Here is a 13,572-nt window from a genome sequence, read left to right as displayed (position 1 = left end):
ACCTAATCTGACCTAAATTTAACATAGCATGAAGTATTCCCGGTCTTTCTGTTTTCAAGAAGGTCGGGAATCTTTTTTTCTATAATCGGACGGACTCATTCCCATTGCATTTTTGAATACAGTGCTGAAATTGCGTGAATGCTTGAATCCTGACTGTTCTGCTACTTCGCTTATGGATAGTGTGGTGGCATCTAGTAATTTACGGGCATATTCCAAACGGCATTTTATGATGTATTCACTGATGCCTATATCCATCATTCCTTTAGTCTTGTTGTAGAGTGACGCACGGCTCATTCCCATTTGCTTTGCTATGAAATTGACATCCATATCCACATTGCTGATATTTTCATTGACAATGCGGCTGAATTGAAGCATCAGCTGCTCATTGATGTGATTCAGATTTTCTTGTTTGGGTATAGGGATATCTATGGTGGCATAGTGCTTTTTCACGATGTTGTGATTATGCATGATATTCTGTATCTGGATAGAAAGTAAATCCATGTCAAACGGTTTGGTTATATAGGCTTCTGCTCCTGTTTTGTATCCTTCTTCTATACTGGCGTCATCGACACAGGAAGTAAGCAGTATCACAGGCATATAGTTTAAGTCTGGTTTTTGTTTGATATAGCGGCATAGTTCAAATCCGTTCATGCGGGGCATTTTGACATCACTTAATACAATTTGGGGGCGTTGTGACGTAAGGATAGGAAGAGCTTCCATGCCATCATGAGCTTCATACACTTCTTCAAACAGAACTTGTAGGTTGCAAATCAGGTAATTACATAAGTCGCGATCATCTTCCACTATTAGAATAGAATGAAATTTCTCTATGTTGTCTTGTTGAGGTTGTTTGTAATCGATGTCGGCTGATAGATGCAATGCATCATTCAAATAGGTTTGAGGTGTAGATTGAATGTCGGCGGCTTCCTGTCTATACGGTAATGTGAAAAAGAAAGTCGCTCCTTTGGTTTCATTATTTTGGGCTCCGATGATGCCTCCGTGCATTTCTACCAGTTGTTTGGCGTATGACAAGCCGATTCCGTTACCTTGAAAGCTATGTTTACCCTGATAGAAGCGAGTGAATAAATTGGCTATATCTTCTTCTTGAAGACCTATTCCCTCATCTTTTATAGTTACCCGTACACGGCTTCCATTACCTTCGAGGTAAGTGGAAACAGTGACAGTAGAATTTTCTTCGCTGAATTTATAGGCATTTGTCAATAGGTTGTTAACGACGATTTCACATTGACTGCAGTCAAAATACATAGTTTCTATGGTAGTGTCAGGAGTAAATGCCAATGAGATATTACGTAACGAAAGTTCATCCTTGAAATCATTTAGGATACTTTGCAACCATTCGTTGAAGGGCGTGGAAGACATGCGCAGGATATTTTTCTCTACTTCCATCTTGCGCATATTCAGAATCATGTCAATGATGTTTTTCATTTGTCGTGCTTGCTTGAACGCACCATATAGTTTGCCACGGAGTTCATAGGGGATTTGTTTGCTGTTTGTAAGTTGTTTCAACGGTGTATAAATCAAGGTTAAAGGGGTACGCAGTTCATGGTTGATATTGATCAAAGCTTTCACTTTTTCCTTGTAGATGGTACGTTCCTGTTCCTTGTATTTCCGTTTCAGTTGACGGTCGTGAGCTTTTATGGTATAGATAATGAAAAGAATGATGATGACCGCACATAATAGGATGAACCAGGATTGTTGCCACCACGGAGGAAGGACAGTGAATTTTAGCAAAGTGAATTCAGGGCTCCAGCTACCATCGTTCTGTGTACATTGAACCGTTATTTTATAGTCGCCCGGAGAAATGGTATGTAAAACAAGATGGGGACGGGATGTTTCTGTGTATTCTGTGTTCAGCCCTTTTATGCGGAACCGGTAGATGCGCTTGTGAAATACATTTCCCCCTTCCAGTTGTGTATGTATTTTTAGGGAGGAGAAATTATAAGGAATTTCCATAGTTGATCGGGGGATGAAGTGAACTGTTGTGCCGTTCAATGCTATTTCTTGCAACTTAAGTGTGATGGGAGGTGGAGCCGAAGCTGGTTTTAAAGCTTTGTTGATTCGTACCAATCCCTCGGAGCCACCCATGTATATGTTGCCGTCACTTGCCACCAATGCAGGTTTGGCTAAAAAGTCGTTAGGTAATATGCCGTCCATCTCATTGTAGATGACAAAATGATTTTTATGTGGATTATAAGCGTATATGATTCCCAATGACCCCATCCATACGATGCCTTCATGGTCAATGACTAAAGAAGTGATTACGTCATTTCCATCGGGTAGCTTTAATGGCTCTTTACGGTTTGAGGGCAGGTGAATTCTGGTGACTCCATTAGGTTCGGCTATCCATAGAGTCCCTAAAGAATCAATGCTTGCAGCTAATATCTGGTTATTTCTCTCATAAGCTATGGTTTCGTATTCGTTTTTCTCTTTGTTGTATTGGAATACATTGTTTCGGTCATGAAAAAATGGATAAGTACGGTATTTTCCAATATAGATCCAAGAATATTGTAATTGTTTGTTCTTGAAGTGGATGGGAATAAGTTGTTGGCTTCCGGGAATATATCGGTAAAAAGCATTACCGTATAGTTCTATTTCGTTCCGATCATTAACTCGTATATTGGTGGGTGCACTGGAGCTTGCCAGCTTTGCTTCTGCATCTTTGTCCGGAAGAGAGAAGTGCTGGTAGTTTCCTGTCTTTTTATTGAAGCGGAAGATTCCTTTTGAAAAACTGGATGCTAGCAGTTCGGTTTCGGATAAAGGGCAAATGGATACTATTTTTTCTCCCAATGTTTGCGGATAGTGGGTAAAACGTTCCGTTTGCGGGTCAAAGCAGTTGATACCGCCTCCGTCCGTACCAATCCAGATCCGTCCGTCTTTATCTTCCCATAGGCATAAGGGGCATTTGTCGGACAAGCCTGAGGCTGGGTTTTGTGCAGCTTTGGTATAGGTAGTGATAAAACCTTTTTCTGCTCCTAGTACGCCTTCCCGCACCATACCTATCCACATGTGGTTGTTGCTGTGACATAGGCATGTGACTGAATTGGCAGGGAATTGCCGGTTTTCTTTGTTTGATAAGATTTGGATATCATGAGTGTCCGGATAGATTATATTCACTCCGCCGCCATCTGTTGCCAGCCAAATGGCTTTATCCCACTCTGTTATATCAAGAACGATATCGTTGCTCAAGTTTGAATTACGGGTATTATAGGAGGTCAGCAGTTGTCCATCCTGATTATAACATTTTACTCCTTGCCCGTAGAAGGAGACCCAGTAACGTCCGGAGGAATCCTTATATAGATCGTATGCATTGGATGATTCACCGAATGGAGAATCAGTTATTTCTCCTGTATGTTTATTTAATAGCTTTATTTCCCATGCATTGTTTATTATCAGGTAATGAGTGGAGTCGAAAGGCTCCATCTTGATAATATGGATTCCTGTTGTTTTTAAAGGGATTGCTTTGGAATGTTTTAATTCTTTTTCATATACAAGCAATGTGTCGGTTACAGGTATCAGCAGCTTGCTTCCTTCAGTTGTTATAATGGAAGCTTTTACCGGCTGATTATGTCGCAGAAAAATTTGCAGGGAATCTTTCTCATATTCATAATAACTGATTCCTTGTGAGGTGATCGCCCATATCCGTTCTTCATTATCTCCGAAAATATCGTTGATGTAATGGCTGTTTTTACGTAATAAATACGGTAGATTATATTTCTTGATTTTTTCTCCATTGAAACGATATATTCCTTGAGTGGTTCCGACCCATAATGAACCGTTTTTGTCATCGTATAGGGATATAATAGAGGTTGGAAGTCCTTCTTTAATAGAAAGTTGTTTAAAATGATAATAAGGACGGTTGATGGAATAAGTCTTTATGATAAAACAACATAGAACCAGGATTACATAGACGGTTTTTCTCATTCAGATAAGGTCTTAAAACAAATATTTGTACAAATATAAGAAATAGGTTTTGAAATTCAAAGCGAAAAGAGGATATTGATAACCGAATGGCTGTGATATTATATATAATTTGTCATTCTGAACAGATGTAAAAGATAACATAGTGTTCAGAATGACAAAATAGATTGAAAAATGAGGGGGATTTGTCTGACTGTTTTTTTGTCCTTATAAGGGGATTTTTTTCAGTTTTTCATTCTCAACCATTACTTTATATGTCTTTCCTTTAGTTGTCTTAAAGGTAAAAGTCAGGTTACCATATCTCAGATTGCAGGGCTCACCGGCTTTGGACAGAATGACGGCTTCTTTTAATTTTCCATCCTGCCAGATAATGTCAATTTCAAAGTTACCTTTGGCACACAGCCCCTTGACAGAACCTTCTTTCCATGCGTCTGGCAAGGCTGGGAGTAATTGGATGAATCCCATGTGACTTTGCAACAACATTTCTGTGATACCGGCAGTTCCGCCAAAGTTACCGTCAATCTGGAAAGGCGGATGGGTATCCCATAAGTTGTCCAAAGTTCCATTTTTTAGTAAGTTGCCAAATAGTTTGTAGGCGTGGTTGCCGTCTTGCAGACGTGCCCATTGATTCAGTTTCCATCCCATGCTCCAGCCGGTAGCTCCGTCACCGCGGTGTTCTAAAACAACTTTGGCGGCATTGGTTAATTCGGGAGTAGTAATTGGTGAAAGGGTGTGGCCCGGATGCAGTCCGAATAAATGGTTGACGTGACGATGCTCGTCTGTGGGATCGTCTATGTCTGTTGACCATTCCATTAACTGACCATAACGTCCTATTTGATAGGGTACAAGATGTTTCAGTACATATTGCCATTGTTTACGGTCTTTGGAATCGACACCCAGTGCTTTGCTGGCATCAATGGCGTTGAGTAATATTTCGCGGATTACAGCATGTACAAAAGTAGCTCCTTGGTCTACAGGTCCATGCTCGGGAGAAGTGGAAGGAGCAGCAGTGTAGGTCCCGTCCGGTTTATGCCATAAATAGTCTACAGCAAAGTTGGCACTGCTCTTGATAAGATCATAGCCTACTTCTTTCAGGAATTTTTTGTCTCGGGTGTAATCATAATATTCCCAAATGTGAGTTGCCAGCCAGGGACCTGCCATCGGGTTAAAGTTCCAGGACATATTTTCATCGGTCAAAGGGGAAGTAAATCCGAAAATGTTTCCGGATATGGAGGCTGTCCATCCGCGTGCGCCGAAATAGGCTTGGGCTGTTTTTTCTCCCGGCTTTACCAAGGTACGGATGAAGTCTATCAAAGGCCATACACATTCGTTCAGATTGGTGGAGCAAGCAGGCCAGTAGTTCATCTGGATATTGATATTATTATGGTAATCTACATGCCATGGGCCATCTACCCCGTTGGCCCACATTCCTTGCAGGTTGGCCGGGAGATTGCCGGGGCGTGAACTGGCAATTAATAAGTATCGTCCGAACTGATAATAGATTTCTTCCAGCCGGTAGTCCGGATTTCCTTTGCGATAGCGTGCCAGACGTTGATGGGTGGGAAGATCTGTAACGGCAGGATATTGCAAGGTCATAGGAGCATGAGGGTTCAGTTGTAGTTTGACTCTGCCAAACAGTTGGGTATAGTCCGTTTTGTGTCGCTCGCATAATTCGTTGTAATTTTTGGCAGCGGCAGCGTCTAGCATGGCCAGGGTTGTTTGGTCCGGATCAGGACCGACATACGTCTTGGGGTCTTTGAAGTCTGGATTGAAGTTGAGTTTATAATCGGTATCTGCGGTCAGCAGAAAAATGACTTCATCCGCATTGCGGACAATGAATTTGCCATCAGTCGTGTTCAGGCTTCCTCCTTTGTTTATGGCTTGTATGCGGAGAGCAAATTTCATTTGGTTGTTTTTGAGGCGACCGGTATAGAGCAAACGATTGGGACCGTCTGTTTTGATATCACCTATGGCTTCAGGGTTGCTGCCATAGCTGAATATCAGGTTTTGCATGCCGGGACGGTCGGCTGTGAACTTCAGTACCATCACGCTGTCGGGGTAGGAAACGAAGTATTTACGCTCGTAGTTCACTTCATCTTTGCGAAAACTGACTATTGCCATGGCCGAGTCAAGAGACAGGATGCGTTTATAATCGGTCATACCGATTTCACTTAAACCGGTTTCGATGTAAGCTTCTCCCAATGTAGTAAAGGAGCCGAAGCGAAAAGGTGTTTCACGGCTTGGCTCATAATCGGCCAGTCCGTTGAAGTTTTTGCAGGTAAGTTCTTCTGCTTTTTTCTGGTTACCGTCTGTGAATGCTTGGCGGATTTCGGGTAACAGGTGTGCCGACTCTTTATTTACGTTCCAATAATAAGCTGCTCCCTTTTCTGTGTTCGGTCCTCCGCGCCATAGTGTCTTTTCGTTTAAAGTGATTCGTTCTGCTGCTATAGATCCCATAACATTGCCTCCCAAACTGCCGTTTCCTATGGGGAGTGAGTTGTTTTCCCATGCTTTGTCTGTTGCAGGAGAATACCAGGAAGCGCGTCCGTCCAAATTATTAGGGGTATCAAACCAGATGCTCAGTCCTTTGGTGTAATCTGTACTCTGTGCTTGTAAGGAAGCTGCGAATAAGCTTCCTAAAATGCATAGTTGAAGTTTCTTCATAAATTAATGATATTAGTTAAAGGTATTTCTACAAAAATACAATTAGATTTTTATTTGTGAGAAATGTAATGTTTGAAATTTAGGGTGATTTCCTGTTTTTATAGGTATATCAAGGTTGAAAGATAATTTTCATCGAACATTTCATTGGCGATATCCCACAGATGTTCTGCTGTCAGCATTTCTATCCGTTTGAATACTTCTTCCGAACCTTCAAATTTACCATAGTGCAAGAACGTTTTTCCCATATCCAATGCATTGTTCTCAAAATTGTCTCCGGCAACTCCTATTTGTCCGATGATCTGTTTTTTTGCTGCACTCAGTTGTGAGGAACTTAGTTTGCTGTCACGCAGTTTTTTCAATTCTTTATGAACTAGTCCGATGCAACGGTCTGCATCTTCCGGATCAGTTCCGAAATAGATGCAGAACACTCCTGTGTCTGTGTATGAAGTCAGATTGGCTTCTACGTTATAGACCAGCCCCCGGCGTTCGCGCAAGGAAACGTTCAGCCGGCTGTTCATACCGGGTCCTCCCAGCAGATTGTTCAGCAGGTAAAGTCCGGTTCGTTTTTCATTATATGCATTATATCCCCGGCTACCTATCATTACATGGGCTTGATGTGTTTCTTTATTCAGTGTCAATGTCTTAGGAATATAGAGAAAAGGTTCTGTCCGTTGGCGTTCGGTAATGGAAAAAGGGATGTCGGCTGTCACTTTCTCTATGGTGCGTATCACTTTCTTAAAGTCTATATTGCCTTGAATGAAAAAGATCATATTGGTAGCTTTGTAAAAACGGGAAGTAAAATTCAAGGCGTGTTCACTTTTGAAACTACGCAATAAGTCCGGTTTGCCCAAAATATTCCTTCCCAAAGGATGATTGGGAAAAATCAATTCCTCAAAATCATCAAAAATCAGTTCTGACGGACTGTCTTCATAACTTTGTATTTCATCAATAATCACTTCCACTTCTTTGTCAATCTCATGTTGTGGGAAGGTGCTGTGAAATACAATATCTGCCAGCAGTTCTGCTGCCCGTGAGAAGTGTTCTACCAGAAAAGCACTGTATATCACTGTTTCTTCCTTATTCGTATATGCATTTAAATCTCCGCCTACATTTTCCATGCGGTTCAGGATGTGCCATGCATGTCTTTTTTGTGTTCCTTTAAAGATAAGGTGTTCCACGAAATGGGCCATTCCCTGTTCCTGTTCGTTTTCATCACGGGTTCCGGCATCGACGGCAAAGCCGCAATAGGCTACATTAGACTGATTGGGAGCGTGAATAATGCGCAGCCCGTTAGGCAAGGTGAAAGTATTGTATGACATTGTTTTTTGCTTCAAATAAGTTTCGGTTGGCAAAAATACAACAAAAGTTATTGCCGTTCTTCAAAAAATGCAGATATTTGTATTTACTAACAGAAAACAAGATGATGGATAAAATTGCTATTTTCTGTTCCGCATCCGAGAATATAGAGCCTGTGTTTTTTGAAAAAGCACGTGAGTTGGGCGTTTGGATGGGACAAAACAAGAAGACGTTAGTGTATGGAGGTGCTAATATCGGATTGATGGAATGTATTGCCAAGGCAGCCAAAGACAACGGCTCGATGATAATGGGAGTTATTCCGACCAAGCTGGAAGAACGTGGACGAGCCAGCGATTTGGTGGATGTGACTTTCCGTACAGATAATTTGAGTGACCGTAAAGATGTGATGTTGAATGAATCGGATGTAGTGATAGCTTTGCCGGGAGGAGTGGGTACACTGGATGAGGTTTTTCATGTAATGGCGGCCGCTACGCTGGACTATCATCGTAAAAAAGTAATTTTTTATAATATAAATGGCTTTTGGAATGGCATTATCGACTTTTTGGCCGGATTGGAGAGGCAGCATTTTGCCCATCATCCGTTGAACAGTTATTTTGCTGTTGCCAATGACTTGAGAGAACTAACCGAACTACTTAAATAATATTCATGTAACCTATTATGATGACATCTATACACGAATTGTTGCAGAAAGAGGCTCAGGCTGTTTTGAATATTCCTATAACTGATGCTTATGAGAAAGCAGTGGAATTGATTGTTGAGCAAATACACCGTAAAAAAGGAAAGCTGGTGACTACCGGTATGGGTAAGGCCGGACAGATAGCTATGAATATAGCTACGACTTTTTGCTCTACAGGTATTCCGGCAGTGTTTTTACATCCCAGCGAAGCTCAACATGGGGATTTGGGGATTTTGCAGGAGAATGATTTGCTGCTTCTGATTTCTAATTCAGGAAAAACCCGTGAAATTGTGGAACTGACACAACTTGCACATAATTTGAACCCAAATTTGAAATATATTGTTATTACCGGAAATGCGGATAGTCCATTGGCCCGGGAGTCTGATATTTGTTTATGCACCGGGCATCCTGATGAAGTGTGTGCTTTGGGTATGACCCCCACAACTTCAACTACAGTTATGACCGTGATAGGTGATATTTTGGTAGTGGAAACCATGAAAAAGACCGGTTTTACCATCGAAGAGTATAGCAAACGCCATCATGGAGGGTACTTAGGTGAGCGTTCACGCGAGTTAAGTAAGTAAAATAAAATAGAACCGGAACGCAAAGGACACAAATAATACAAATAGCATTTTATTAAAGGATTTGTGTCATTTGTGTTCCGGTTTTATGTATATAAATCGTAAATATAAAAATGAGAAAAGTAATAGGTATAGGTGAAACCATTCTGGATATTCTTTTTAAAGATAGCCAACCTACGGCAGCTGTTCCCGGTGGCTCGGTTTTCAATGGAATTATTTCATTGGGGCGTTTGGGAGTCAATGTAACTTTTATCAGTGAAACGGGAAATGACAAAGTGGGTGATATCATTCTGAAGTTTATGCGAGAGAATGGAGTAAGCACAGATCATGTGAACGTGTTTCCTGAAGGAAAGTCACCTGTGTCTTTAGCTTTTCTGAATGAACAGAATGATGCTGAATATCTTTTTTATAAAGATTATCCACGGTTGAGGCTGGATGTGACAATGCCTGAAATACATCGGGATGACATTGTGATGATCGGCTCTTATTATGCTGTAACGCCTCAATTGCGTGATAAGGTGAAAGAACTGTTGGATAAAGCTCGTGAAAAAGGGGCTATCATTTATTATGACGTGAATTTCCGCAGTACTCACAAGAACGAGGCGATAAAGCTGCTTCCTGTTATTCTTGAGAATTTTGAATATGCTGATATCATTCGCGGCTCCGTTGAGGATTTTGAGAATATGTTTGGTTTGACAGATGCGGATAAGGTTTATAAAAGTAAGATTGAATTTTATTGTCCGCATTTTATTTGCACGCACGGTGGAAGAGGAATTCGCCTGTATACAAAGAATATAAAAAAGCATTATGAAGTGGATCCTTTGCAGACTGTCAGTACGGTGGGAGCCGGAGATAATTTTAACGCCGGAGTAGTTTTCGGATTGCTAAAATATCGTATCCGCCGGGATGATTTGGATGAACTGTCGGAAGATGACTGGGACCATGTGATTCGTTGTGGAAAGGATTTCAGTGCCGATGTTTGTATGAGTTTGAATAATTCGATTTCAAAAGAGTTTGCTGCCGGTTACAGATAAATCGGATAGCTCTCATTGTTTTAAACTCTTTTATTATGTATGAGAACCTTTAAATTAATAGCAGGTCTTTCCTTTTTGCTGCTGGTGGTTGCCTGTCAGGACAAAAAGCGGTCTTCGCAGATTGAGGTAGCGGAGAATGAATCGAAATATGTGGTTTTGGCATATGTCACCTCATGGGGAGAAAGTACGCCTGATCCGGCATGTTTGACTCATATTAATTATGCGTTCGGGCATGTTACAGATAATTTCAAAGGAATACGTATAGATAATGAACCACGTTTGCAAATGGTAGTGGGGCTGCGTGAAAAAAAACCGTCTTTGAAAGTTTTGCTGTCCGTAGGCGGGTGGGGAAGCAGTCGGTTTAGTGAGATGGCACAGACAGATAGTACACGTATGGCGTTTGCCGCAGATTGTAAACGGGTGATAGACCAGTTTGATTTGGACGGAATTGATATAGATTGGGAATATCCCGGTATAGGAACTGCCGGTGTATCTTTTTCGCCGGAAGATACTGATAACTTTTCTTTGTTGATGAAGGATATACGCCATGCTATCGGTAAAGACAAACTGCTGACCATTGCTACACAGGCAGGTGCCAAATATTACAACTTAAAGGCTGTCGAACCTTATGTGGATTATGTCAATATCATGACATACGATATGGAGGAATCTCCTAATCACCATTCGGCCTTGTACCGTTCGGAAATGACTGAGGAATGGTCTTGCGAGGATGCGGTTGCCGCCCATGTTGCCGCAGGTTTTCCTGTCGGACGCTTGGTATTGGGTATTCCGTTCTATGGGCATGGGACTAATGAAGCTCCGGAATTATTGGATTATCGTCATATTATCGCTTTGGATTCTTTACAGAGTTGTTGGGATAGTGCGGCACAAGTTCCTTATATGATAAATTCGCAAGGACATGTGGTCGTTAATTATGAGAATGCCCAGTCCATCGCATTCAAGTGCCAGTTCCTGCATCAGAAAGGGATGCTGGGGGCTATGTACTGGGACTATGATAGCGATGATGAAAAGGGTACATTACGCCATGCTGTCTATCAAGGTGTAATGAATCCTTGATTCTTTCAGTTTATTTTTTCTTATCTGCATATTTTCTGTAAAGAGGATAAGCCGCTTGCAGTATTTTGTTTTTTAATAAAGGCGGATAGTCGGGATAAACCGATAAAAAAGCTTCTACTTCTTTGTAGGCCGCTTCGCTATCGTGATTCCTTAATAAAGCCCCGACCCAATTGCGAGGGAAAAAGATATCTCCGGTGCGTTGAACTTCTGTCAGTTTTTCCAATGCCGGACGGATATATTTCACCGCATAATCTTGTCTTGTAGGATGATTCAGATAGCTTAAGGTTGTAGCTGCCCAAGGCTCAATCCTTCTGTTTTCCGCTTGCAATAAAGATCGGAATAAACTGTCCAATTTTAAAGTATCGGCAGTCATCGCACGTGATATGAAATCGAATTGGCGTAGACGGTCCGGATTGTGGATGCGTTGGCGTTGTGTCTGAAGTATTTCTTTTCCTTGCTCAGGTATGCGCAAGGCCAGTTCGTAGGCCAATGTAGTGTAATCTCTTTCATTTAATTGTTGGACTCTTTCGGTTTCCCATAAGGAATAGAGGCACTGAATCATAGTCGGACTTGCTGCTTCTGTAATCAGAAGGCGTAATAACTGGATGCGACAAGAAGGAATCGGATGAGAATGGCTGAGTTTATAAAGCTCATTTTCTATTTTATCACGTTCTGCCGAAGATATCTCTTGCAGAGGAGAGGACAGGTAATTGGTTAATGTTGAAGCTATCAACGGGTTCTTTTCACAATGTATTCCGTTGAGTAATGCATTCATCCATGCAGTATTCGGAATTCCTTTTGCTTGATAATTTTCATGCATCATCATTAAAACTGCCTGTCGGGTTGTTTCATTGTCTATTTCTTGCCAATGTTCCAGCAGCCAATGGAGACTGTTGTTGTCAGGAACAAACAAACCATATCCTCTCCCGTCCGTATTGGGCAGAATACGGGTGGGGGTAAAGGGTAACATAATACGGCATAAGCTGTCTGTCAGACTGGCTTCTATCGTTGTGTCCCTTGTTCCGCAAAGGGTGATATTGAATTTTTGAGGCCAGTTTAATCCTCTTTGATATGGATCTTGCTGATGTATGGTCAACTGTTTGTCTGATATTTCGAATTTGATTATCGGCATTCCTTTTTGGTTTACCCATACATCGCTGAAAGCGGCTAGATCTTGCTCTGTTTTACTGTCTAGAATTTGTATCAAGTCATCCCAAGTAGCGTTGGCGTAAGCGTAAGTTTTTAAATATTCTTGAATCCCTTCCCGAAATGCTTCTTTTCCCATTGATTCCACCAGTTTTACCATCATGACAGGAGCTTTGTTATAAATGATCTGTCCATAAATTAATCCTGCATTTTGAAGGTTATCTAGCGGTTGCCGGATAGCAGTGGTTCCGGGTGTACGGTCTTCTGACAAGGATGCGGCTGTATAAGTCTTCATCCAATTCAGCTGGTGATTGACTTGCGGGAATAATGGTTCGGTAATCAGAGCTGCAAAATAATTGGCGAATACCTCTTTAGTCCAGACATCATCAAACCAGTTCATCGTTACTAAATCTCCGAACCACATGTGGGCGGTTTCGTGGGCGATTAATTGGGTTCGGCGAAGTTCTTCATCCGGAGTGGGATTTTCGCTTAGGAACATTTGCGTGTCATTATATAAGGTGGCGCCTGTGTGCTCCATACCTCCATATTGGAATCCCGGCAAGATAATAAAATCGTATTTGGCAAAAGGATAGGGAACATTGGTATATTCTTCCAGCCAGTTCAGCGAAGCGGTCACTTGTTTGAAGATGGTATCTAATTGAGCTACTTTTTTAGAATCTGTTTCGCGGTAATATGCTGAGATTTTCCGGTTACCTTCTATATATTCTTGATGTTCTAATTTACCGGTGACAAAGGAAAAAAGATAAGTGCTTAATGGTTCAGTTGGGGCAAAAGTTACTGTTTTGCAGTTGCCTTTTGTTTCTTCTTTAGTAATATAGGTATTGGAAACAGCTTTCCATTCTGTTGGTATATCCAGTCGTAAGGAAAATGTGGCTTTCAGATTCGGCTGTTCGAAACAAGGGAATAAGGTACGGGCACGGTCTGGCACTAATAGCGTATACAGAAATTCATCATTTCTGTTTAGCGACTGGTTTCCGGCAATAAATTTGATCGTGATATTATTTTTTCCTTCTACTATGTTTTTTTCAGGTAGGATGATGTGAAGGTGTGTCGTAATACACGATGCGCCTTCTTTTTTTTCATTGACTATAAAAATCGACTCATTTTTTTAAGCTGC

7 protein-coding genes and 1 pseudogene are annotated in these 13,572 nt (G+C 41.4%); 4 read left to right on the top strand and 4 right to left on the bottom strand.

Annotation, left to right across the window (positions count from 1 at the left end):
* Positions 1-54 precede the first annotated feature (54 nt).
* From AB5062_RS18660 to AB5062_RS18650, 3 genes are all read right to left on the bottom strand, one after another.
* Positions 55-3,942, bottom strand: coding sequence for a hybrid sensor histidine kinase/response regulator transcription factor (locus tag AB5062_RS18660; protein ID WP_005838730.1), 3,888 nt, complete (start codon positions 3,940-3,942; stop codon positions 55-57).
* Between the two features lie 204 nt (positions 3,943-4,146).
* The gene (locus AB5062_RS18655) at positions 4,147-6,603 is read right to left on the bottom strand and encodes a glycoside hydrolase N-terminal domain-containing protein (RefSeq protein ID WP_057250700.1); all 2,457 of its coding nucleotides are present in this window, start codon (positions 6,601-6,603) and stop codon (positions 4,147-4,149) included.
* Between the two features lie 98 nt (positions 6,604-6,701).
* Complete coding sequence (locus AB5062_RS18650; RefSeq protein WP_005838732.1) at positions 6,702-7,922, bottom strand: pitrilysin family protein; 1,221 nt, start codon at positions 7,920-7,922, stop codon at positions 6,702-6,704.
* A 104-nt stretch (positions 7,923-8,026) separates the two neighbouring features.
* Here AB5062_RS18650 and AB5062_RS18645 point away from each other — a divergent pair, with 104 nt between their 5' ends.
* The 4 genes from AB5062_RS18645 to AB5062_RS18630 all read left to right on the top strand — a co-directional run bounded on the left by AB5062_RS18645 (position 8,027) and on the right by AB5062_RS18630 (position 11,288).
* On the top strand, positions 8,027-8,560 hold the full coding sequence (locus AB5062_RS18645) for a TIGR00730 family Rossman fold protein (RefSeq protein ID WP_011965115.1): 534 nt from the start codon (positions 8,027-8,029) through the stop codon (positions 8,558-8,560).
* Between the two features lie 17 nt (positions 8,561-8,577).
* On the top strand, positions 8,578-9,180 hold the full coding sequence (locus tag AB5062_RS18640) for an SIS domain-containing protein (RefSeq protein WP_005838734.1): 603 nt from the start codon (positions 8,578-8,580) through the stop codon (positions 9,178-9,180).
* Positions 9,181-9,290: 110 nt separating this feature from the next.
* Positions 9,291-10,211, top strand: coding sequence for a carbohydrate kinase (locus tag AB5062_RS18635; RefSeq protein ID WP_005838735.1), 921 nt, complete (start codon positions 9,291-9,293; stop codon positions 10,209-10,211).
* Positions 10,212-10,250: 39 nt separating this feature from the next.
* Entirely contained in the window at positions 10,251-11,288 is a 1,038-nt protein-coding gene (locus AB5062_RS18630; RefSeq protein ID WP_032953044.1) for a glycoside hydrolase family 18 protein, read from the top strand.
* Positions 11,289-11,298: 10 nt separating this feature from the next.
* Here AB5062_RS18630 and AB5062_RS18625 read toward each other — a convergent pair.
* A pseudogene (locus tag AB5062_RS18625) lies at positions 11,299-13,497 on the bottom strand (M1 family metallopeptidase); the annotation flags it as partial.
* Between the last annotated feature and the right edge of the window lie 75 nt (positions 13,498-13,572).

The sequence above is a fragment of the Phocaeicola sp. RTP21359st1_B8_RTP21360_211022 genome (assembly GCF_040911965.1).
GTDB classification, from domain to species: Bacteria; Bacteroidota; Bacteroidia; order Bacteroidales; family Bacteroidaceae; genus Phocaeicola; species Phocaeicola vulgatus.
This window is presented reverse-complemented; position numbering and strand designations above follow the sequence as displayed.

Coding starts and splice junctions, on each gene's coding strand:
- AB5062_RS18660 (WP_005838730.1), bottom strand. CDS start 3,942: ATGAGAAAAACCGTCTATGTAATCCTGGTTCTATGTTGTTTTATCATA.
- AB5062_RS18655 (WP_057250700.1), bottom strand. CDS start 6,603: ATGAAGAAACTTCAACTATGCATTTTAGGAAGCTTATTCGCAGCTTCC.
- AB5062_RS18650 (WP_005838732.1), bottom strand. CDS start 7,922: ATGTCATACAATACTTTCACCTTGCCTAACGGGCTGCGCATTATTCAC.
- AB5062_RS18645 (WP_011965115.1), top strand. CDS start 8,027: ATGGATAAAATTGCTATTTTCTGTTCCGCATCCGAGAATATAGAGCCT.
- AB5062_RS18640 (WP_005838734.1), top strand. CDS start 8,578: ATGATGACATCTATACACGAATTGTTGCAGAAAGAGGCTCAGGCTGTT.
- AB5062_RS18635 (WP_005838735.1), top strand. CDS start 9,291: ATGAGAAAAGTAATAGGTATAGGTGAAACCATTCTGGATATTCTTTTT.
- AB5062_RS18630 (WP_032953044.1), top strand. CDS start 10,251: ATGAGAACCTTTAAATTAATAGCAGGTCTTTCCTTTTTGCTGCTGGTG.